Origin of the sequence: Pseudomonas sp. WS 5146 (assembly GCF_012985495.1) — a bacterium.
In the GTDB taxonomy this organism is placed as follows: domain Bacteria; phylum Pseudomonadota; class Gammaproteobacteria; order Pseudomonadales; family Pseudomonadaceae; genus Aquipseudomonas; species Aquipseudomonas edaphica.
Genome location: NZ_JAAQWL010000005.1, coordinates 285,106 through 307,818, shown reverse-complemented (window position 1 = coordinate 307,818; position 22,713 = coordinate 285,106). Strand labels below are relative to the sequence as shown.

Here is a 22,713-nt window from a genome sequence, read left to right as displayed (position 1 = left end):
CATAACTTGCTTCCACTGAGCCTGAACAGTGAATAGAGGCAAAAACCCGTCACCGTTCAAGAGTGCCCTCTGACCTTGCCTGGTGACAGATCCTCCATGAATACTCACTTTTCCTGCGTGGGTTGCGGCAAATGCTGCAGCGACCATCACGTTCCCCTGACCCTCGAAGAAGCCCGCAGTTGGGCGGCTGACGGCGGTAACGTCATCGTGCTGGTGGAGGGCTTTCTTGGCACCGGCCTGGGCTTGCCGGTGCAACAACGCGAGCATGCCGAACGCCGTTCAGTGGTAGTGCCGAGCGGCAATACCGAGGCGTTTGTGGCAATCACCTTTGCCGCCTACAACGCCGGGCGTTGCCGCAATCTTGACGAAGACAACCGTTGTGGCATCTATGAGCGTCGCCCACTGGTGTGTCGCATCTACCCGATGGAAATCAACCCGCATATCCCATTGAACCCCGCCGCCAAGGATTGCCCGCCAGAATCCTGGGAACAGGGGCCGGCGCTGATCGTCGGCGGTGAGTTGATGGATGCAGAACTGGCTGAGCTGATCCGCCGCTCACGCCAGGCCGACCGTGACGATGTGCAGACCAAGGAGGCCGTGTGCGCCTTGCTGGGTATTCGTACCACGGCGCTCAAGGGCGATGGGTTTACCGCGTATTTGCCGGATATGGCTGCCTTTGCGCAGGCGATTGAGTTGGCGATTGAGCAACCATCGGTGGCTAATGAGTGGGTGTTTCACGTCTCCGGCATGGACATCGCCGAGCAGGTGCTGGATGCGGGGGCGCAGATTGCCACTGAGGTGCCGGCCAACTATGCGTTTATCTCGTTGAGGGCGGCTTAGGCTCGATGCGGCCAGTGTGGATGTGGGAGCTGGCTTGCCTGCGATGCGGGCAACTCGGCACACCAGGTACACCGAAGTGATGCCATCGCAGGCAAGCCAGCTCCCACAGTTGAACGGGTATGGCTGCCTGTTGGCCATGGCTTGCAAAACACGGGGCCTGCTCACGTGCCGCAATTAATTGGCCATCATTGAGTGGAGGGCGGCTCATCCAAGTGATAAGGCGCCAGAATCCGCTGGTATTCACCGTTGTGCATCAGTTGCTCAAGCGCGTGATTGAGGTCGTTGCGCAAAGTGGAGTCAAACTTGCGCACAGCAATGGCAATGCCGTTGCCTAAGAGTTCACCGGACAAGGGCGGCCCCATGAAGTCGAAATCCTGGCCAACCGGGGTGTCGAGCAGTGCACTGCGAATTTCCACAGTGCCTTGCAGCGTCGCATCAATCTTGCCGGCTACCAGACTGCGGGCCAGTTCGTCATTGAGCCAGAAACTTTTGATGATGACGCCCGCCGGTGCCCACTGCGACCGCGCAAAGGCTTCGCGATTGCTGCCCAGCAGCACACCGACACGCTTACCCTTGAGCGAGCGTGTGTCGGGTAACAGGCCGGACGCCTTACGGGCCACCAAACGCGTGGTAAAAGGGTAGAGATTATCGGTGAACCCCACCCACCGCCGCCGCCCCGAGGTGGCGGCAATGCCCATGATCGCATCGAACTGCCGGGCTTCGAGGGCCGGGAAGTCTTCGACAAACACCTGGTCGACCCAGGTGCAGCGCACATTCAACTGTGTACACAAGGCGTTGCCCAAGTCGATGTTCAAGCCCACCAATTGACCTTGCGGGCTACGACTCTGAAAGGGCGGAAACTGCGCGGCAACAGCGAAGCGGATTTCGCGCCGGGGTTGATCATCGTCGGCCACGGCGTCGATCGACAGCAAAAGGGCAAGTGCTGCACACAGGGGTATCAGAGCCACGGGAAACATCCTTTTCCAGAAAGACCAGCCTTGGCCACCCGCCCGATCTGAACGGTCGGGATGGAATCAAGGCTGTGCAAGCTTTCTAGAAACGGTCGCGGGTCTTCAATCGGAAATATCAGCAGGTGTTGTAGTCCGCACCTGATAAAACGCTGGTCGTTCTATTCTCAGCGTTTACCCATCGAGCGGCGAGTGCCCGGCGGCGCCATGCCTGGCGACTTGGTGTGGCCGTTCTTGGCGCCATTCTTGTACCAAGGCTGGGCGGCGTTTTTGGCCCCAGCCAGTTCACCCGGCTTGAACGGAAACTTGAACGCCGGGATCTCGGCTTTTTCAACGCTTTGAGCGTCGGCCGGATCGACGAGGTCGGCCGCGTCAACAGGGGGTTGTGTCGGGGAAGTCATGGAAGCTCCGGGGCGTGCAGAAGATGAGGCGGTGGCCGGCTTGCGGGCCACGCTGGCGCGCAGTATACCTGCGCGCCTTGGATCTTTAACCACCGCCGGTACGAATGGTCGGACTTTACTGACAGCGCTGTCAGTTAGCAGTCACCGTGCTGACCGGGTTGGCGGGCTATAAAGAACGATCACTCTCCCAACCCTTTGCCCCGGCGCCCCACCCCATGCACATTCAACGAAAAACCGCCCTGATCGTGGCTGCCCTGGTGGTCGTGGCAGTTGCAGCCTGGGCCTTCAACCGACCGGCGAAAACCAAACTGGCGGTGTCCACCGCTATCCCGGTGCGAGTGGTGAGCGTCACACAGCAGGACATTCCTCGATTTGTCAGCGGTATCGGCTCGGTGCTGTCGCTGCACAGCGTGGTGATCCGCCCGCAAATCGACGGCATCCTCACCAAGCTGCTGGTCAAGGAGGGCCAATTGGTCAAGGCCGGTGACCTGCTGGCGACCATCGATGACCGCTCGATCCGCGCGAGCCTTGATCAGGCCAAGGCGCAGTTGGGCGAAAGCCAGGCGCAGTTGCAAGTGGCGTTGGTAAACCTCAAGCGCTACAAAGAGCTGAGCGTCGACGACGGCGTATCCAAGCAGACCTATGACCAGCAGCAAGCCCTGGTCAACCAGCTCAAGGCCACGGCGCAAGGTAATCAGGCCGCCATTGATTCGGCCCTGGTACAGCTGTCCTACACCCAGATTCGCTCGCCGGTGACTGGCCGTGTCGGCATTCGCACCGTGGATGAAGGCAACTTCCTGCGCATGAGTGATACCCAAGGCTTGTTCTCGGTGACGCAAATCGATCCGATCGCCGTGGAGTTCTCGTTGCCGCAACAAATGTTGCCGACCCTGCAAGGCTTGATCGCCGCGCCCACCCAAGCCAGCGTCGATGCCTACATGGGCGCCGACACCGACGGCCAGACCGGCGACCTGCTCGGCGAAGGGCACCTGAGCCTGATCGACAACCAGATCAGCTCCACCACCGGCACCCTGCGCGCCAAGGCTGAATTCAACAACGCTTCGCAGCGTCTGTGGCCGGGGCAACTGGTGACTATCAAGATCCAGACCGCCCTGGACAAGAACGCGCTGGTGGTACCACCGACCGTGGTGCAACGTGGGCTCGACGCGCATTTTGTGTACCGCGTCAACGGTGACAAGGTTGAGGTTGTGCCGGTGCAGGTGGCGTATCAGGACAGCGACGTGACCATCATCAAGGGCGTGCAAGCCGGTGATGTGCTGGTCAGCGACGGCCAGTCGCGGCTCAAGGCCGGTGCGCAAATCGAGGTGCTCAAAGAGCCACCACAAGTGATCCAGACCGCCCAGACCAAGGTGCAACCATGAGCGGCAGCCGTTCCCCGTCCGCCTGGTGCGTCGACCATCCGGTTGCCACCCTGTTGCTGACCTTTGCGCTGGTGTTGCTGGGGCTGATTGCCTTCCCGCGCCTGGCTGTGGCGCCGCTGCCGGAAGCGGAGTTCCCGACCATCCAGGTCACCGCCACCTTGCCCGGCGCCAGCCCGGACACCATGGCCTCATCCGTGGCCACGCCCTTGGAGGTGCAATTCAGCGCCATCCCTGGCATGACCCAGATGACCTCCAGCAGCGCCTTGGGTTCAAGCCTGCTGACCCTGCAATTCACCCTGAACAAAAGCATCGACACCGCCGCGCAGGAAGTGCAGGCGGCGATCAACACCGCCTCCGGCAAGCTGCCCAGCGACATGCCGAGCCTGCCGACCTGGAAGAAGGTCAACCCGGCCGACAGCCCGGTGCTGATCCTCAGCGTCAGCTCCGACAGCATGCCCAGCACCGAGCTGAGCGACTATGTAGAAACCTTGCTGGCGCGGCAGATCAGCCAGATTGACGGCGTTGGCCAGATCAATATCACCGGGCAGCAACGCCCGGCGATTCGCGTACAGGCTTCACCGGACAAACTCGCGGCCATCGGCCTGACCCTCGCCGATGTGCGCCTGGCCATCCAGCAGTCCAGCCTGAACCTGGCCAAAGGTGCGATTTACGGCAAGAACAGCGTGTCGACGATATCGACCAACGACCAGCTGTTTCACCCCGAGGAATACGGCCAACTGATCGTTTCCTACAAGAACGGCGCGCCGGTGCAACTGCGTGATGTCGCCAAAGTCATCAACGGTTCGGAAAACGCCTACGTACAGGCCTGGTCCGGTGACACGCCCGGCGTCAACCTGGTGATTTCGCGCCAGCCCGGCGCCAACATTGTCGAGACTGTGGACCGCATTCAAGCCGAACTGCCGCGCCTGGAAGGCATGCTGCCCGCCTCGGTGCAGGTCAGCGTGTTGACCGACCGCACCAAGACCATCCGCGCGTCCTTGCATGAAGTGGAAGTGACCCTGCTGATCGCCATCCTGCTGGTGGTGGCGGTGATGGCGCTGTTCCTGCGCCAATTGTCGGCGACGCTGATTGTGTCCAGCGTACTCGGCGTGTCGCTGATCGCCAGTTTCGCGCTGATGTATGTGCTGGGCTTCAGCTTGAATAACCTGACGCTGGTGGCGATCGTGATCGCCGTGGGCTTTGTGGTCGACGATGCCATCGTGGTGGTGGAGAACATTCACCGTCACCTGGAGGCGGGCCTGGATAAACGCGAGGCGGCAATCAAGGGCTCGGGCGAGATCGGCTTTACCGTGGTGTCCATCAGCTTCTCGCTGGTGGCGGCGTTTATTCCGCTGCTGTTCATGGGCGGTGTGGTCGGGCGGCTGTTCAAGGAATTTGCGCTGACGGCCACCTCGACCATCCTGATTTCGGTGGTGGTTTCGCTGACATTGGCGCCGACCCTGGCCGCGCTGTTCATGCGCGCGCCGACTCATCATGCCCATGACAAACCGGGTTTCAGCGAGCGCCTGCTCGCCGGCTACGCGCGCAACCTGCGCCGTGCGCTGGCGCATCAACGCAGCATGGCAGCGATCTTTATGCTGACCCTGGCGTTGGCCGTGGTCGGCTACGTGTTTATCCCCAAGGGTTTCTTCCCGGTGCAGGACACCGGCTTTGTACTCGGCACCAGCGAAGCGGCGGCCGACGTGTCGTACCCGGACATGGTCGCCAAGCACAAGGCGCTGGCCGAGATCGTCAAGGACGACCCGGCAGTGGCCGCGTTTTCCCACTCGGTGGGCGTGACCGGCAGCAACCAGACCATCGCCAACGGCCGTTTCTGGATCGCCTTGAAAGACCGCGGTGATCGCGATGTATCCGCCAGCCAGTTCATTGACCGCATCCGCCCCAAACTGGCCAAGGTGCCGGGCATCGTCTTGTACCTGCGCGCCGGCCAGGACATCAACTTGAGTTCCGGCCCAAGCCGCGCCCAGTATCAATATGTGCTCAAGAGCAACGACGGCGCGACGCTCAATACCTGGACCCAACGCCTGACCGAAAAACTGCGCGCCAACCCGGCCTTTCGCGACCTGTCCAACGACTTGCAACTGGGCGGCAGCATCACTCACATCAGCATCGACCGCCAGGCGGCGGCGCGCTTTGGCCTCACCGCTACCGATGTCGACCAGGCGCTGTATGACGCGTTCGGCCAACGCCAGATCAACGAGTTCCAGACCGAGATCAACCAGTACCAGGTGGTGCTGGAACTCGACACTCAACAGCGCGGCAAGGCCGAAAGCCTGAACTACTTTTACCTGCGCTCACCGTTGACCAACGAGATGGTGCCGCTGTCGGCACTGGCCAAGGTCGACCCACCCAGCGTGGGGCCGTTGTCCATCAGCCATGACGGCATGTTCCCGGCCGCCAACCTGTCGTTCAACCTGGCACCCGGCGTGGCATTGGGTGATGCGGTGATCATGCTCAACCAGGCCAAAAACGAAATCGGCATGCCGACCACCCTGATCGGCACCTTCCAGGGTGCGGCCCAGGCGTTCCAAAGCTCTTTGGCCAGCCAACCGTGGCTGATCCTGGCGGCGCTGGTGGCGGTCTATATTATTTTGGGCGTGCTGTATGAGAGCTTCGTGCACCCGCTGACGATCATCTCCACCTTGCCCTCGGCGGGCTTGGGCGCGTTGATCATGCTGTGGTTGCTGGGCCAGGACTTTTCGATCATGGCCTTGATCGGGCTGGTGCTGCTGATCGGTATCGTCAAGAAAAACGGCATCCTGATGATCGACTTTGCCCTGGAGGCCCAGCGCGTGCGCGGGCTGCCACCTGAGGAGGCGATTTATGAAGCCTGCGTCACCCGGTTCCGGCCGATCATCATGACCACCCTCGCCGCCCTGCTCGGCGCCGTGCCGTTGATGCTGGGCTCCGGGCCAGGCGCCGAACTGCGCCAGCCGCTGGGGATCGCGGTGGTCGGCGGCCTGTTGGTGAGCCAGGCGCTGACGCTGTTCACCACACCGGTCATATACTTGTACCTTGAGAAGTTTTTCCACAGGCCCAAACCAGCGCTGGCGCTGGCGACCACACACTAAAGGCGGGGTCATGCGCGTCCTGATTATTGAAGATGAAGAGAAAACCGCGGACTACCTGCACCGCGGCCTGACGGAGCAAGGCTACACCGTCGATGTGGCGCGCGAAGGCGTCGAGGGCTTGCACCTGGCGCTGGAGAACGATTACGCGGTGATCGTACTCGACGTGATGCTGCCAGGCCTCGACGGCTTTGGTGTGTTGCGCGCACTGCGGGCACGCAAGCAGACGCCGGTGATCATGCTCACTGCTCGCGAGCGTGTGGAAGACCGCATCCGTGGCTTGCGTGAAGGCGCCGATGATTATTTGGGCAAACCGTTTTCGTTCCTCGAACTGGTGGCGCGCCTGCAAGCGCTGACCCGCCGCAGTGGCGGGCATGAGCCGGTGCAAGTCACCGTGGCCGACCTGTGGATCGACCTGATCAGCCGCAAGGCCAGCCGCAACGGCCTGCGCCTGGACCTGACCGCCAAAGAGTTCTCGCTGCTCAGCGTATTGGCACGGCGCCAGGGTGAAATCCTGTCCAAGACCGCGATTGCGGAAATGGTCTGGGACATCAATTTCGACAGCGACGCCAATGTGGTGGAAGTGGCGATCAAGCGCCTGCGCGCCAAGCTCGACGGGCCGTTCGAACACAAGTTGCTGCACACCATTCGTGGCATGGGTTATGTGCTGGAGAGCAGAAGTGTCGGCTAACTCCATCGCCCTGCGCCTGAGCGGCATGTTCACCTTGGTGGCGCTGCTGATTTTCGTGTTGATCGGCGGCGCGCTGTACCAGCAAGTGGATCGCGGCCTGGGCTTGTTGCCGGGCGCCGAACTGGATGCGCGCTACAGCGTGCTGGAATCCTCGGTGAACCGCTTCGGCACACCGGACCACTGGGCAAAAATCACCGCCAAGTTGAAGTTGCTCGGCGAAGAAGACCCGCGCATCCGCTTCTGGGTGGTGAGCAGCGACCCGAGCTACGAATACGGCAACCCCGACGCGCAGATCCGCGCATTCGCCCAAGGGCCGACCGGCAAACGCGACTTGCGCCTGCCTGGGCATGAATACCCGTTCAAGGTGTTGCTCAGCCAGTTCGCGGCCAAGGATCAACGCCCGCCGCTGCGCTTTATGATCGCCATCGACACCGAGAACTTCCGCGCCACTCAGCACCATCTGTTGATGGCCTTGATCGGCCTGGCCTATGTCGGTGTGGCGCTGGCGGCACTGTTGGGCTTTTGGGTCTCGCGTATCGGCCTCAAGCCGCTGGGCAAACTTTCGGATGAAGCGCAAAAACTCGCACCGCCCAAACTCTCAGGGCGCCTGCAGTTGTCGCCCTTGCCGCCGGAGCTGAGCCAGTTCGTCAACTCGTTCAACTCCACGCTGGATCGGGTCGAACAGGCGTATTCGCGCCTGGAGTCGTTCAATGCCGATGTGGCCCACGAACTGCGCTCGCCGCTGACCAACCTGATCGGCCAGACCCAAGTGGCGCTCACCCGTGGTCGTTCGGCCGAGCATTACTTCGAGGTGCTGCAATCGAACCTCGAAGAGCTGGAACGCCTGCGTTCGATCATTAATGACATGCTGTTCCTGGCCAGCGCCGACCAGGGCAGCAAGGCCACCAAACTGATCGAAAGCTCCCTGGCCGATGAAGTCGCCACCACCCTCGACTACCTGGACTTCATCCTCGAGGACGCCCAAGTCAAAGTGCGCGTACACGGAGATGCCTTGGTGCACATCGAGAAAGCCCACCTGCGCCGCGCGCTGATCAACCTGCTGAGCAATGCGGTGCAGCACACTGCGCCGGGGCAGATCATCGAAGTGAGCATTGAGGTGCAGGAGCAGTGGGTGGCGATCGGGGTGACCAACCCCGGCGATGAGATCGCCCGTGAGCATTTGCCGCGCTTGTTTGAACGCTTCTACCGGGTGGACGCGTCGCGCAGTAACAGCGGCGCAAATCATGGGCTGGGGCTGGCGATCGTCAAGGCGATTGCATTGATGCACGGCGGTGATGTGTTTGTGCGCAGTGAGGGCGGTGGCAATACTTTTGGCATTACCTTGCCGGTCTGACTCACCAGAACACATCGATCCAGTGTGGGCCAGCTCCCACACAAGCCAGATCCCACATAGCCAGCTTCCCCACTGGATCTCAAGGGTCTGACTGTTGCGGTTTGGGCAACAGTCATTATCTTGTTACACTCTATATCGCACCGCTCACCTGCGTTACTTTGACGCACCGATGAGCGCGACGGCAAGGCAGCTTCCCGCTCACCCGAATTTCCCTCGACTTATTTCCAGGGCTCTACACTGGGAATCTGTTTAAAGCCGCTGACTTCAGCGGCTTTTTTTTGCCGTAAAAAAAGGCCAGGCACACCCCCACGACATTGGCCGTTTTCGATTGACCAAAGGAGCTAAACCGGTGAAGAACTCGCTGACGTTCACCCCGTTATTCCTCGCGATTGCAGCAACGATCGTCCCCCTTGCCCACGCGGCAGACTCGACCCCCGCTGACGGTTTCGTCGAAGGCTCAAGCCTGAAGATCAACACCCGCAACTACTACATGAACCGCGACCGTCGCGACACTCACACCGATGACAGCAAAGAATGGGGCCAGGGTTTCATCGGCACATTCGAATCCGGCTACACCCAAGGCACCGTCGGCTTTGGCCTGGACCTCAATGCCATGCTCGGCCTCAAGCTCGACGGCGGCGGTGGCACTGACGGTTCCAGCATCCTCCCTTACGGCAGCGGCAACGGCAAAGCGCCTGGCTCGTTCTCCACCGCGGGCGGCACTTTGAAAATGCGTGCCTTCGACACCGAACTCAAAGCCGGCGACCTGTTCCTCAACAACCCGGTGATCGCCGGCGGCATGACCCGCATGTTGCCGCAGACGTTCCGGGGTGTGAGCCTGGCCAACCACAGCTTCGACGGCTGGATGTTCGAAGGCGGCCAGGCCAGCTTTACCAAACTCTACAACCAGAGCGGCCACCGACGCATCGGCACCAGCTACGGCACCCTGCCCGCCAACGCCGACAGCCAACACCTGAACTGGGCCGGTGTGTCCTTCAGCGGCGTCCCGGGCCTGACCAGCAACCTGTACGCCTCCGAACTCAAGGATGTATGGCACCAGTACTACTACGACCTGGACTACACCTACGCGCTGAACGATCTTGTCAGCCTCAACCCAGGCCTGCACTACTACCACACCCAGGACACCGGCCAGTCGTTGCTGGGCAGCATCGACAACAACACCTACAGCCTGCATTTCACCGTGGGCGTGGGCAACCACAGCGTCACCGCCGCGTACCAGCAGGTCAACGGCAACACACCGTTCGACTACATCACCCAGGGCGACAGCGTGTACCTGGACAATTCCCAGCAATACTCGGACTTCAACGGCCCCAACGAGCGCTCGTGGAAGCTCAAGTACGCCTACGACTTTGCAGCCCTCGGCATGCCTGGGCTGACGTCCGCCGTGTCGTATATCAGCGGCAAGACCGACCTGACCAAGGTCGACCCCAACAGCCGCGGCTACAACGCCTGGTACAGCGCCGACGGCAAAGACGCCAAGCATTGGGAACGCGACATCGACGTGAAGTACGTGGTGCAAGGCGGCAAAGCCAAGGACCTGGCCGTGCGCCTGCAATGGGCAACCAACCGCGGTGGCAATGGCTACTCGGCGGTGGACCGGGATGTGGATGAATATCGCGTGATTGTGGATTACCCGATCAACGTGTTTTAGGCATAAATCTGCCAGACGATGAATAGCTGATGTGGGAGCTGGCTTGTGTGGGAGCTGGCTTGCCTGCGATAGCATCGCTGCGGTGTTGTAGATGTACCGAGGTGTCTGCATCGCAGGCAAGCCAGCTCCCACCAAACCTGCGATTGCCTACTACGCTATTGGCATCCTCGAAGCAGAAGTACGCCCGATGAGCCCAAGTCTCTACCGACCCACCCCTCGCCCGGAACGCTTGCTGATCCTGGGCAGTTGCCTCACGGTCTTTGTGATCGTGGCGATCGTCACCGCGCTGCTGATTCGCGAACATGCCAACACCTTGCAGACCGCCAAGCGCACCGCCAATAACATCACCCAACTGATCGACGCCGATGTGCTGCGTAACGTCGAACTCTATGACATGGCCCTCAAGGGCCTGATCGCCGCCACCGAACGCAGTGACCTGCAGGGTGTGTCCGCCAGTATCCGCCATCTGGTGCTGTTCGATCGCTCTGCCGCTGCACCCTTCAAGGGCGACATTCTGTTGCTGGACCCCAGTGGTGAAGTGATAGCCGACTCCTCGCTGCTCACACCCAAGACCGGCAACTTCGCTGATCGCGATTATTTTCAGGCACACCGCAAAAACCCCGACCTGGGGCTGTATATCAGCCGCCCATTCCTGGCCCGTTGCGTGTGTGATGACCAGTGGCGCATCGCATTCAGCCGCCGCGTGTCATCGCCGGACGGGCGCTTCCTGGGCGTGGCGGTGGCCTCGATGCGCCTGTCGTACTTCCAACAGTTGTTCAGCGGCCTGAACATCGGAAGCAACGGCACCATCAACCTGATCAACCACCAAGGCATCCTGCTGGCGCAACAACCGCTGCTGGAAGTGGACATGATCGACAAGGACTTGAGCCAGCGGCCCAATGTCGCGCGTATGCTGCGTGAACGCGACGGCAGCTTTCGGGGCGTCTCCAGCGTCGACAACCAGCCACGGCTCTATAGTTTCTCGAATGTGGGCAGCTTGCCCTTAATTGTCGCGGTGGCGTTGTCCAGCGATGAAATCTTTGCCCCATGGCGGCGTGCCGCGTGGCTGGTCAGCATAGCAACGGGCGTGTTGTGCATCGGCCTGCTGTGGCTGACCTGGATGCTGAGCAAGGAGCTGCGTCGCCGTCATCGTGCCGAACAAGTGCTGTCAGAACTGGCAGCCACCGACGCCCTCACCGGCCTTGCCAACCGCCGTACCCTGGACCAGCGCCTGCGCCTGGAATGGGACCGCGCACAACGCTCAACCGAGCCGCTGAGCCTGCTGATGATCGACGTGGATCACTTCAAGGCCTTCAACGACCTGCATGGCCATCACGGCGGCGATGAGGCTTTGCGCGCGGTTGCCCAAGTGATCGAAGACAACATCCGCCGCCCGGCTGACCTGGCAGCGCGCTACGGTGGCGAAGAGTTTGCAGTGGTGCTGCCCCATACCGACGCCAAGGGTGCCTGGTTGATTGCCGAACATATCCGCAGCAGCGTCGAGCATTTGCCACGGGTGGCCGGTGCCGACGGGCCTATTACAGTGAGTATCGGCATGAGCACCTGGCAAAAGCGCAGCCGCATGGCACTTGAGGACTTGCTGCTCAATGCTGATCAGGCGCTGTATGAGGCCAAGCACACCGGGCGCAACCGCATTGTGGAGGCTGCGGCCCGCTAGGTGATCGTTCCCACGCTCCGCGTGGGAATGCCTCTTCTGACGCTCTGCGTCAGGCTTAGGGACGCGGAGCGTCCAGGGCTGCATTCCCACGCGGAGCGTGGGAACGATCGGCATAAAAAAAAGGCCACCCGAAGGTGGCCTTTCAAAACTAAAGAAAGAGAGTTGTTACTTACACCGCCGCAACGGGACGCATGTAAGAGATCGGTGCGGTGCTGGCATCTTCGAAGGTCACGACTTCCCAAGCGTCTGTCTGCTCAATCAACTTGCGCAGCAGCTGGTTGTTAAGGGCGTGGCCCGACTTGAAGCCTTTGAACTCGCCTATCAGGCTATTGCCCAGCAGGTAGAGGTCACCGATTGCATCGAGGATCTTGTGCTTCACGAATTCGTCTTCATAGCGAAGGCCGTCTTCGTTCAGTACACCATCCGCGTCGACCACAATGGCGTTTTCAACGCTGCCGCCGAGTGCGAGGTTGTGCTTGCGCAGGTACTCGATGTCACTCATGAAACCAAAGGTACGGGCGCGGCTGACTTCTTTTACGAACGAAGTGCTGGAAAAATCCACGCTTGCACTTTGGGTGCGGTCACGGAATACCGGGTGATCGAAATCGATCTCAAAGCTCACTTTAAAGCCTTCGAACGGGACGAAGGTGGCGCGCTTGTCGCCGTCTTCTACTGTCACTTCCCGCAGAATGCGAATGAACTTCTTGGCTGCGTCCTGTTCTTCCAGGCCGGCAGATTGAATCAAGAATACGAAGGGTCCAGCGCTGCCATCCATGATGGGGACTTCGGACGCGGAGAGCTCGACGTAGGCGTTATCGATGCCCAGGCCAGCCATGGCCGAGAGCAAGTGCTCCACCGTGTCCACTTTGACGTCACCGTTGACCAACGTGGTCGACATCGTGGTTTCGCCAACATTTTCCGCGCGAGCAGGAATCTGCACCACAGGGTCCAGGTCGGCACGAACAAACACGATGCCGGTGTCGACAGGTGCGGGCTTGAGGGTCAGGTATACCTTCTCCCCGGAGTGCAGACCTACACCTGTGGCACGGATAATATTCTTCAGGGTGCGTTGTTTAATCATGGCTTGGACCGCTTCAGCGCAAATTGCGAACTGGTATCAACAAAGGCTGGCGATAATAACAGACCAGACCTTTGCTGAACACCAATCACCTTCATAGCCCTGATACATTCCATTAATCGGCCTGACGACGCAAGAATGCCGGGATGTCCAGGTAGTCCAGGTCATCTTGCGGATTCGGGCTACGGGACGCCGCAGCACCGGCCTGAGCCTGGTTGCGCATCACGGTCGGACGGTCCAGGTCACGATAGTTCACAGACGGCAGTTCCTGGCGCGCAGGCGCTGGAGCGGCAGCTTGCTGGCTGGCGTGGCTGTTGTGGCCGGTGTGAACGGTATTGTCGATGACCTTTACAGGCTTCTCGATTTTTGCGCCCAGGCCGGTGGCAACCACGGTCACGTGCAGTTCGTCGCGCATGTCCGGGTCGATAACGGTACCGACTTTGACCATCGCGTGCTCGGAAGCGAAGGCTTCGATGATGCTACCCACGTCGGAGTACTCACCCAGGGACAGGTCAGGGCCGGCGGTGATGTTCACCAGGATGCCGCGTGCACCTTGCAGGTTCACGTCTTCGAGCAACGGGTTGCGGATCGCCGCTTCAGTGGCTTCACGTGCACGGTTCGGACCGCTGGCGCAGCCAGTGCCCATCATCGCCATGCCCATTTCGCTCATCACGGTACGCACGTCGGCAAAGTCGACGTTGATCATGCCTGGGCGCTTGATGATGTCGGAGATACCGCGAACGGCACCGGCCAGTACATCGTCAGCCTTGGCGAATGCGGACAGCAGGCTTGCGTCCTTGCCCAGGATGGTCAGCAGTTTCTCGTTGGGAATGGTGATCAACGAGTCGACGCTTTCAGACAGCAGACGGATACCTTCGTCGGCGATCTGCATGCGCTTGCGACCTTCGAACGGGAACGGACGCGTCACGACAGCAACGGTCAGAATCCCCATTTCCTTGGCCACTTCGGCAATGATCGGAGCAGCACCGGTACCGGTACCGCCGCCCATGCCGGTGGTGATGAACACCATGTTGGTGCCTTGCAGCACTTCCGCAATACGCTCGCGGTCTTCCAGCGCGGCTTGACGGCCGACTTCCGGGTTGGCGCCAGCGCCGAGGCCCTTGGTCACGGCTGTGCCCAATTGCAGGATGGTCCGCGCGCCGATGCTTTTCAGCGCTTGGGCATCAGTGTTGGCGCAGATGAATTCAACGCCTTCAATGTTGCTCTTGACCATGTGATTGACAGCGTTGCCGCCGCCACCGCCAACACCGATTACTTTGATAACCGGGCTTGCGGGGATGTTGTCTACGAGTTCGAACATGTTCCCTCTCCTTTCGTTTTCTCTAGTTTTTTCGCCTACTACTTACTGCGGTGTTGCGGTAAATCTTTAGAAATTGCCTTTTACCCAAGCCTGCAACCGCTCGAACAACGGCGCTTTGGCTTCATCGTCGCCGCCACGGTAGCTGTCACGGATGCTCGGGCCCGACAGGGAAATGCCGTCGGTCTGCTTTTGCAGCCCGTACAACAGCAAGCCCACGCCGGTGGAATAAATCGGGTTGCGCACCACGTCGCCCAGGCCTTTGACGCCATGGGGCACGCCCAGGCGCACTGGCATATGGAAGATTTCCTCGGCCAGTTCGACCGCGCCTTCCATCTTCGAGGTGCCACCGGTCAGCACGATGCCGGCCGGGATCAAATCTTCGTAGCCGCTGCGGCGCAGTTCAGCCTGGATCAGGGTGAACAGCTCGTCGTAGCGTGGTTCGACCACTTCGGCCAGGGCCTGGCGCGACAGTTCGCGCGGTGGACGGTCGCCCACGCTCGGCACCTTGATGGTTTCACCGGCACCGGCCAGTTTGGCCAGGGCGCAGGCGTAGCGGATCTTGATTTCTTCGGCGTACTGGGTCGGTGTACGCAGCGCCATGGCGATGTCGTTGGTGACCTGGTCGCCCGCAATCGGGATCACGGCGGTGTGACGGATCGCACCTTCGGTGAAGATCGCGATGTCGGTGGTGCCACCGCCGATGTCGACCAGGCACACGCCCAGCTCTTTTTCGTCGTCGGTGAGTACTGAGTAGGCCGAGGCCAACTGCTCAAGAATGATGTCGTCGATTTCCAGGCCGCAGCGGCGCACGCATTTTTCAATGTTCTGTGCGGCGTTGACGGCACAGGTCACCACGTGAACCTTGGCTTCCAGGCGCACGCCCGACATGCCCAGCGGCTCACGCACGCCTTCCTGGTTATCGATCACGTAGTCCTGCGGCAAGGTGTGCAGCACGCGCTGGTCAGCCGGGATCGCCACGGCCTGGGCGGCGTCGAGTACGCGTTCAAGGTCGGCCGAGCTGACTTCACGATCACGGATCGCCACGATGCCGTGGGAGTTCAGGCTACGGATATGGTTGCCGGCCACGCCGACGAACGCCGAGTGAATCCGGCAACCGGCCATCAGCTGCGCTTCTTCAATGGCGCGCTGGATCGACTGCACGGTGGACTCGATGTTCACCACCACGCCCTTCTTCAGGCCCCGGGACGGATGCGTGCCGATACCGACGATTTCGATCACACCGTCTTCCCCGACCTCGCCGACCAGCGCCACCACCTTGGAGGTGCCGATATCGAGACCGACGATCATTTTTCCGCTTTGCACGTTTGCCATGGGTCCTGCCTCTTCTTAATTCTTCGCGACAGCGGGTTTGGCTGTCGTCGGCGCAGCTGGTTCACGCCAGCCGACGGCCAGGCCGTTGGCGTAACGCAGGTCGACGCTCGCAATGTTCGTAATCTGTTCTTTCAAGGTCTTGTCATAGATGGCAATAAAGCGGCGCATCTTTTCCACCAAGCGGTCGCGTCCCAGCAACAACTCGATGCCCGGGCCGGAACTGCCTGCCCCGGTGGTCAAAAACCAGCTGCCCCGCTCACGCAATTCCAGGCGTGCGATGGAGAAACCCAGTGGCCGCAGCATCTGGCTCAGCGCCTGGTACTGCTGCATCACTTGCTGCTGCGCCCGCTGTGGCCCGAACAACTGCGGCAGGTGCTCATAGTTGGCCACCTCACGCGGCGCGAACGCCTGGCCCTGGTTGTTCAACAGTGCGCCATCGCCCCAACGGGCCACGGGCAGTTGTTCTTCCAGACGAATCGTCACCTGGTCCGGCCATACACGGCGGACTTCGGCGTGAGCGATCCACGGCATCTGTTCCAGTTCTGCGCGCATACCGGCCAGGTCGATGGTAAAGAAGCTCGCCGCCAGGTACGGGCCGATGCGCTGCTGTACCGCTTGCTGGCTGATGTAGCTCAAGTCGCCCTGTACGCTGATCTTGGTGATCGGCCGGTCGGCATACGGCAACAGGCGTTGTGCGCCCTCGTAAGTACCGAAGCCCAACGCCACCAGCAACACCGGCCAGAACAGCGCTTTAAGAAAACCAAAGTTGGCTTTCGGCAGGCGCGCCGACATCGGCTCTTTAGCCACCATTCGGCTGGCACCTCGAGGCACCGGCTTGCGGCTGGGCACTGGAGGTTGCTGATGACGAAGCGATGCGCCGTTCATGGGGTTAGCCTCTTGGCTCAATGCTTGCGGCCAGAATCGCCAGCACCAACTGCTGGAAATCCAGACCGGCAGCACGGGCTGCCATAGGTACCAGGCTGTGGTCGGTCATGCCGGGAGCGGTGTTGACTTCAAGGAACCAGAAATTCCCTTGGTCATCCTGCATCACGTCTGCCCGCGCCCAACCGGCGATACCCAGTGCCTCACAGGCTTTCGCCGTGAGGTCCATCAATTCCTGTTCCTTGGTTGCGTCGAGGCCACACGGGATCCGGTACTGAGTATCGGAAGCCACGTACTTGGCGTCGTAGTCGTAAAAGGTGTGGGGCGTGCCCAATGCGATAGGCGGCAATACCTGGCCACGCAGGGTGGCGATGGTGTACTCGGGACCCTGGATCCACTGTTCCACCAACACTTGCGAATCGTAGGTACTTGCCGCTTTCCATGCGTCGATCAATTCGGCGGCCGAGTTCACTTTGGCCATGCCGATACTGGAGCCTTCATGGGCAGGTTTGACGATCAAAGGCAGGCCCAGTTCCTTGGCTGCAGAAATACAATCGTCTTCGCTGCACAGCACGCTGTGACGTGGGGTTGGAATACCCAGGCTGTGCCACACCTGCTTGGTGCGCAACTTGTCCATGGCCAGTGCCGAAGCGAGGATTCCGCTGCCGGTGTAAGGGATGCCAGCGCACTCGAGCAAGCCTTGCATGCTGCCGTCTTCACCGCCACGGCCGTGCAGAATGATGAAGGCACGGTCGATCTTCTCGGCCTGCAAGCGGGCAAGGAAATCATCGCCCACATCGATACCGAATGCGTTTACGCCGGCGCTTTGCAGCGCTTCCAGTACGGCATTGCCGGACTTGAGCGAGACTTCGCGCTCAGCGCTCTTGCCGCCGAACAATACCGCTACGCGGCCGAAGTCGGCAGGCGTTATGGTCGAGAACAGAGTGTCGTAATGCGTGATCATTTCGACTTCCCCTTTGCAGCCGCAAACAGCGGGCTGGCGAGCAGCTTGGGCGCAAGGCCACCGATATCACCGGCGCCCTGGCACAGCAGGATGTCACCGGCACGCAGCAGCGGCTTGACGATCGGCGCCAGGTCCACACCGCGCTCGATGTAGATCGGGTCCAACTGGCCACGCTGACGGATGCTGTTGCACAGCTTGCGGCTGTCGGCGCCCGGAATCGGCTCTTCACCGGCCGGGTAGACTTCCATCAGCAGCAGCACGTTGGCATCGGCCAATACATTCACAAAGTCGTCGTACAGGTCGCGGGTGCGGCTGTAGCGATGCGGCTGGTAAACCATCACCAGACGGCGCTCCGGCCAGCCACCGCGCACGGCTTTAATAACGGCTGCAACTTCAGTTGGGTGGTGACCGTAGTCGTCCACCAGCATCACGTCGCCGCCTTCTACCGGCAGTTGACCGTAGACCTGGAAGCGCCGGCCGACACCGGCAAAGCGCGACAGGCCTTCGACGATGGCTTCATCGCTGACGCCTTCATCGGAAGCAATGCAAATGGTCGCCAGCGAGTTCAATACGTTGTGGTTGCCCGGCATGTTCACCGATACGTCCAACGGCTCGCGGTCAGGGCGCAGCACGGTGAAGAAGGTTTGCATGCCTTCCTGGCGCACATTGATCGCGCGCACGTCGGCGTCTTCGCTGAAGCCGTATGTCACGGTTGGGCGTTTGACCGATGGCAGGATCTCACGCACCACCGGATCGTCCAGGCACACCACGGCCAAACCGTAGAACGGCAGGTTGTGCAGGAACTCGACGAAGGTTTTCTTCAACTTGTTGAAGTCACCGTCGTAGGTGGCCATGTGGTCTTCGTCGATGTTGGTCACCACAGCGACCAGCGGCTGCAGGTGCAGGAAGCTCGCATCACTTTCATCGGCTTCGGCGATCAGGTAACGGCTGGTGCCGAGCTGGGCATTGGTGCCGGCTGCATTCAGGCGGCCACCAATCACGAAGGTCGGGTCCAGGCCACCGGCGGCGAACACCGAGGCGATCAGGCTGGTGGTGGTGGTTTTGCCGTGCGTACCAGCCACGGCGATACCGTGGCGATAGCGCATCAGCTCGGCCAGCATCTCGGCGCGTGGCACCACTGGAATACGGCGCTCAAGGGCGGTGGCCACTTCCGGGTTGGAGGTGTTCACGGCGCTGGATACTACCAGCACGTCAGCCTCGGCGGCGTTCTCGGCGCGGTGGCCGATAAAGATCTGTGCGCCGAAGGTTTTCAGGCGATCGGTCACCGGCGACTCTTTCAAGTCCGAGCCGGATACCTGATAACCCAGGTTCAGCAGTACTTCGGCAATCCCGCACATGCCCACGCCGCCGATGCCGACGAAGTGGATACGACGGATGCGGCGCATTTCGGGCTGCGGCATGGCTTTCTGATTCTCAACCATGGGCCACCTCCAGGCAGATATCGACCACGGTGCGGGTTGCGTCAGGTTTAGCCAGGCGGCTTGCGGTGCTCGCCATGCTGTTGAGTCGTTCCGGTTGCATCAAAACCTCGGTCAGGCGTGCGGCCAAATCGGCGGCGCCAGTCGTTCTTTGCGGCAGCAGGAAGGCAGCGCCCTCCCCGGCCAAATATTCGGCGTTGCGGGTCTGGTGATCGTCGATGGCGTGGGGCAAAGGCACCAGCAAGGACGGCAGACCGGCGGCGGCCAGTTCACTGACGGTCAGCGCACCAGCGCGACAGACCACCAGGTCGGCCCAGCCATAGGCATGGGCCATGTCTTTGATGAAAGGCTGTACGTTCGCCTCGACACCGGCCTCGCGATAGCGGGCAGCGGTGATTTCATCGTGGTTTTTACCGGCCTGGTGGAACACTTCGGGACGCAGGTCCACGGGCAGCAGCGCCAAGGCTTCGGGCAGCAATTTGTTCAACGGCTCCGCGCCCAGGCTTCCGCCCAGGATCAGCAAGTGTGGCTTACGGCCCTCCAGCGCCTGACGGGCAATGGCCATGAACAGTTCGGTGCGCACCGGGTTGCCGGTGGTACGCAACTTGTCCGAGGCGCCAAAAGTCTTCGGGAACGCCTCGCACACTCGGCTGGCCAACGGCACCAACAGGCGGTTGGCAGTGCCGGCAACGGCGTTCTGTTCGTGCACGATCACCGGTACGCCGGCGAGCTTGGCGGCAACACCACCAGGGCCAGTCACATAACCACCAAAGCCCAGCACGCACACCGGCTTCAACTCACGAATCACTTTGCGCGCCTGCCACACCGCCTTGAGCAACACGAACGGCGCCTTGAGCAGGGACAACTTGCCCTTGCCACGCAAGCCGGTGACGTTGATCAAGTGCAGCGGCAAGCCGGCATTCGGGACCAATTCGTTTTCGATGCCACGTGGCGTACCGAGCCAATGCACGGTGTAGCCACGGTTCTGGAATTCGCGCGCGCAAGCCAGGGCCGGGAACACATGGCCCCCGGTGCCGCCTGCCATGATCAGCACATTAGCGCCCATGGTCCGGCTCCTCGGCAAAATCGCTCTCGCTGAATTCCATCTCTTCGCTGCCCAGGTGGGTGCGACTCTCCCACTCGATGCGCAGCAGCAAGCCCAGGCACACGCAGCAGATAACCAACGAGCTGCCGCCGTAGCTGAGAAACGGCAGGGTCAAACCCTTGGTCGGCAAGCGACCGATGTTTACCCCGATGTTGATCAGCACCTGACCAATCCACAAAAACGCCAAGCCGTAGGCGACATAAGCTGCGAAAAACTGCTTGGCTTTCTCGGCCCAAAGACCGATGTAAAGCGCCCGTACGCAGACGAACATGAACAGTGCAACGGTGCACAGGGAACCCACGGCACCGAGTTCTTCGGCCAGCACGGAGAACACGAAGTCGGTATGCGCTTCCGGCAGGTAAAACTGCTTCTGCACGCTATTGCCCAGCCCAACACCCAGCCATCCGCCGCGACCAAAGGCGATCAGCGCCTGGGTCAACTGGTAGCCGGAGCCGAACTGATCGGACCAGGGGTCGGTAAAGGTAATCAGGCGCGCCATACGGTACGGTTGTGCTTCCACCAGCAGGTAAACCGCGACCACCGCCAGCACCACCATCATGGCGAACCGGAACAAGCCCACACCGCCGAGAAACAGCATCGCCGCCGCCGCGCCCATCATTACGACGGTGGCACCGAAGTCGGGCTCCATCAGCAACAGGCCAGCCATGGGCAGCAGCACGATGAACGGCTTGAAGAAGCCCATCCAGCTTTCGCGTACTTCTTTCTGGCGACGGACCAGGTAACCGGCGAGGTAGATCACCACGAACACCTTGGCGATTTCCGACGGCTGCACGTTAAACGCGCCGAAGCCGATCCAGCGCATCGAACCGTTCACCTCACGGCCGATGCCGGGCAGGATCACCATGATCAACAAACCAAACGCGCCGATCAGCATCAGCCAACCCAGGCGCTGCCAGGTAGCGATAGGGATCATCATGGTGACGATGCAGGCGCCGAGACCGATCACCAGGTACACCAGGTGACGGATCATCATGTACAGGGTGTTGCCCGACTGCACTGCGGCCACTTCCGAGGACGCCGAAGTGATCATGACCAACCCCAGGCCCAGCAGCGCCAGGCAGCCGGCGAGCATTGGGAAGTCGAGGTCGATACCGCGACCTGTGATGATCGGCGACGGGTACGGCTTGATAATATTTCTGAAATTCATGCCAAGGCCTCCACGGCGCGAGCGAACAGCTGGCCGCGCTCTTCGTAGTTCTTGAACATGTCGAAACTGGCGCACGCCGGCGACAGCAACACCGCATCCCCCGGCTGGGCCAGGGCTTTGCATTGGGCAATCGCATCGTCCAGCGAGGTGGCGCGTACCTGCGGTACTGCGTCGCCCAACGCGGCGGCGATCAAGTCCGCGTCACGGCCGATCAGCACCACGGCGCGGCAATGTGCAGCCACCGGGCCTTTAAGGTCTTTGAAGTCGGCACCCTTGCCGTCGCCACCGGCGATCAGCACAAGCTTGCCGTCGATATCAGCGCCGAGCCCTTCGATGGCAGCCAGTGCGGCACCCACGTTGGTGGCCTTGGAATCGTTGTAGTAGCTCACGCCATTGAGGTCGCGCACCCACTGGCAGCGATGCTCGAGGCCGCCGAAGGTGCGCAGGCTCGACAGCATCGCATCAAATGGCAGGCCGACGGCGTGACCCAACGCCAGGGCAGCCAAGGCATTGGATTGGTTGTGCGCGCCACGGATTTTCAATTCACGTACCGGCATCAGGTTCTGGAATTCGAAGGCCAGGTATTTCTCGCCGTTCTCTTCGCGAATGCCGAAGGCTTTGAAATCCGGCTTGCCCAGGCCAAAGGTCCAGCAGGGCATGCCTTCGCCCATCAGCGGACGGCTCAGGGCATCCTGGCGGTTGACCACAAATTGCCTGGCACCACGGAAAATCCGGTGTTTGGCCAGGTGGTACGCCGGCAGGCCGCTGTAGCGGTCCATGTGGTCTTCACTCACGTTCAACACGGTGGCGACTTCAGCCCCCAGATCGTGGGTGGTTTCGAGCTGGAAGCTCGACAGTTCCATCACGTACAACTCGATGTCGTCGCTGAGCAGGTCCAGCGCTGGCGTGCCGAGGTTACCGCCCACGGCCACGCGCTTGCCGGCCGCAGCCGCCATCTCGCCGACCAGGGTGGTCACGGTGCTTTTCGCGTTGGAGCCGCTGATGGCCACGATCGGTGCCTTCGCATAGCGCGCAAACAGGTCGATGTCGCCGGACAGCTTCACGCCACGCGCCGCTGCCGCTTGCAGGGCCGGTGTCGCCAAGGCCAGGCCGGGGCTCACGTAGAGCTCATCGGCACGGCACAGAAACTCGACATCCAGCTCGCCACAACGCACTTCCACGTGCGGGTAGTCACGGCGCAGCGTGACCAGCTCCGGTGGATTTTCCCGCGTATCGGCCACGGCAAACGACGTGCCCCGGTTCGCCAGGAAGCGAACCAGGGACATGCCGCTCTTGCCGAGGCCGACAACGATGCGGAAGTGGTCTGAAGCGATCAGGGACACTCGTTT

The 22,713-nt window shown here is 61.1% G+C and carries 18 protein-coding genes; 7 read left to right on the top strand and 11 right to left on the bottom strand.

Annotation, left to right across the window (positions count from 1 at the left end; all coding sequences use genetic code 11):
- The first annotated feature begins 96 nt into the window (after positions 1–96).
- Entirely contained in the window at positions 97–840 is a 744-nt protein-coding gene (locus HBO41_RS16175) for a YkgJ family cysteine cluster protein (RefSeq protein WP_017138171.1), read from the top strand.
- A gap of 185 nt (positions 841–1,025) precedes the next feature.
- Here the strand turns inward: HBO41_RS16175 and HBO41_RS16170 are convergent, their stop codons facing one another.
- Positions 1,026–1,808 (bottom strand): transporter substrate-binding domain-containing protein, encoded by a 783-nt coding sequence (locus HBO41_RS16170; protein WP_026013782.1) that lies wholly within the window; start codon positions 1,806–1,808, stop codon positions 1,026–1,028.
- Between the two features lie 167 nt (positions 1,809–1,975).
- On the bottom strand, positions 1,976–2,209 hold the full coding sequence (locus tag HBO41_RS16165; protein ID WP_017138173.1) for a hypothetical protein: 234 nt from the start codon (positions 2,207–2,209) through the stop codon (positions 1,976–1,978).
- 215 nt (positions 2,210–2,424) lie between these two features.
- On the opposite strand from HBO41_RS16165, the gene HBO41_RS16160 reads away from it, so the two are divergent.
- The 6 genes from HBO41_RS16160 to HBO41_RS16135 all read left to right on the top strand — a co-directional run bounded on the left by HBO41_RS16160 (position 2,425) and on the right by HBO41_RS16135 (position 12,075).
- Positions 2,425–3,591: an efflux RND transporter periplasmic adaptor subunit gene (locus HBO41_RS16160; RefSeq protein ID WP_017138174.1), complete on the top strand. Its 1,167-nt coding sequence runs from the start codon at positions 2,425–2,427 to the stop codon at positions 3,589–3,591.
- Positions 3,588–6,683 carry a multidrug efflux RND transporter permease subunit gene (locus HBO41_RS16155; RefSeq protein ID WP_017138175.1) on the top strand — a complete coding sequence of 1,032 codons (3,096 nt, stop codon included), beginning with the start codon at positions 3,588–3,590 and terminating at the stop codon, positions 6,681–6,683. The genes HBO41_RS16160 and HBO41_RS16155 overlap by 4 nt, the downstream gene beginning before the upstream one ends.
- Positions 6,684–6,693: 10 nt before the next feature.
- On the top strand, positions 6,694–7,371 hold the full coding sequence (locus tag HBO41_RS16150) for a heavy metal response regulator transcription factor (protein WP_017138176.1): 678 nt from the start codon (positions 6,694–6,696) through the stop codon (positions 7,369–7,371).
- Positions 7,361–8,725: a heavy metal sensor histidine kinase gene (locus HBO41_RS16145; protein WP_169986926.1), complete on the top strand. Its 1,365-nt coding sequence runs from the start codon at positions 7,361–7,363 to the stop codon at positions 8,723–8,725. The genes HBO41_RS16150 and HBO41_RS16145 overlap by 11 nt, the downstream gene beginning before the upstream one ends.
- 349 nt (positions 8,726–9,074) lie before the next feature.
- A complete protein-coding gene (locus HBO41_RS16140; protein ID WP_169986924.1) occupies positions 9,075–10,397 on the top strand; it encodes an OprD family porin in 1,323 nt (440 codons plus the stop codon).
- Positions 10,398–10,584: 187 nt separating this feature from the next.
- Entirely contained in the window at positions 10,585–12,075 is a 1,491-nt protein-coding gene (locus HBO41_RS16135) for a diguanylate cyclase (protein ID WP_026013783.1), read from the top strand.
- Between the two features lie 169 nt (positions 12,076–12,244).
- Here the strand turns inward: HBO41_RS16135 and lpxC are convergent, their stop codons facing one another.
- From lpxC to murD, 9 genes are all read right to left on the bottom strand, one after another.
- Positions 12,245–13,156 (bottom strand): UDP-3-O-acyl-N-acetylglucosamine deacetylase, encoded by a 912-nt coding sequence (gene lpxC / locus HBO41_RS16130; protein ID WP_003171886.1) that lies wholly within the window; start codon positions 13,154–13,156, stop codon positions 12,245–12,247.
- 112 nt (positions 13,157–13,268) lie between these two features.
- Positions 13,269–14,474 (bottom strand): cell division protein FtsZ, encoded by a 1,206-nt coding sequence (ftsZ, locus tag HBO41_RS16125; RefSeq protein ID WP_017138180.1) that lies wholly within the window; start codon positions 14,472–14,474, stop codon positions 13,269–13,271.
- Between the two features lie 66 nt (positions 14,475–14,540).
- Entirely contained in the window at positions 14,541–15,806 is a 1,266-nt protein-coding gene (ftsA, locus tag HBO41_RS16120) for a cell division protein FtsA (protein ID WP_017138181.1), read from the bottom strand.
- Positions 15,807–15,821: 15 nt separating this feature from the next.
- A complete protein-coding gene (locus tag HBO41_RS16115) occupies positions 15,822–16,691 on the bottom strand; it encodes a cell division protein FtsQ/DivIB (RefSeq protein ID WP_017138182.1) in 870 nt (289 codons plus the stop codon).
- Positions 16,692–16,695: 4 nt separating this feature from the next.
- Positions 16,696–17,652 (bottom strand): D-alanine--D-alanine ligase, encoded by a 957-nt coding sequence (locus HBO41_RS16110; RefSeq protein WP_017138183.1) that lies wholly within the window; start codon positions 17,650–17,652, stop codon positions 16,696–16,698.
- Positions 17,649–19,094 (bottom strand): UDP-N-acetylmuramate--L-alanine ligase, encoded by a 1,446-nt coding sequence (murC, locus tag HBO41_RS16105; protein ID WP_017138184.1) that lies wholly within the window; start codon positions 19,092–19,094, stop codon positions 17,649–17,651. The genes HBO41_RS16110 and murC overlap by 4 nt, the downstream gene beginning before the upstream one ends.
- On the bottom strand, positions 19,087–20,157 hold the full coding sequence (gene murG / locus HBO41_RS16100) for an undecaprenyldiphospho-muramoylpentapeptide beta-N-acetylglucosaminyltransferase (protein WP_017138185.1): 1,071 nt from the start codon (positions 20,155–20,157) through the stop codon (positions 19,087–19,089). Before murG ends, murC begins: the two co-directional genes overlap by 8 nt.
- Complete coding sequence (gene ftsW, locus HBO41_RS16095; protein ID WP_020372698.1) at positions 20,147–21,364, bottom strand: putative lipid II flippase FtsW; 1,218 nt, start codon at positions 21,362–21,364, stop codon at positions 20,147–20,149. Before ftsW ends, murG begins: the two co-directional genes overlap by 11 nt.
- Positions 21,361–22,707, bottom strand: coding sequence for a UDP-N-acetylmuramoyl-L-alanine--D-glutamate ligase (murD, locus tag HBO41_RS16090; protein WP_017138187.1), 1,347 nt, complete (start codon positions 22,705–22,707; stop codon positions 21,361–21,363). The genes ftsW and murD overlap by 4 nt, the downstream gene beginning before the upstream one ends.
- Positions 22,708–22,713: the final 6 nt, after the last annotated feature.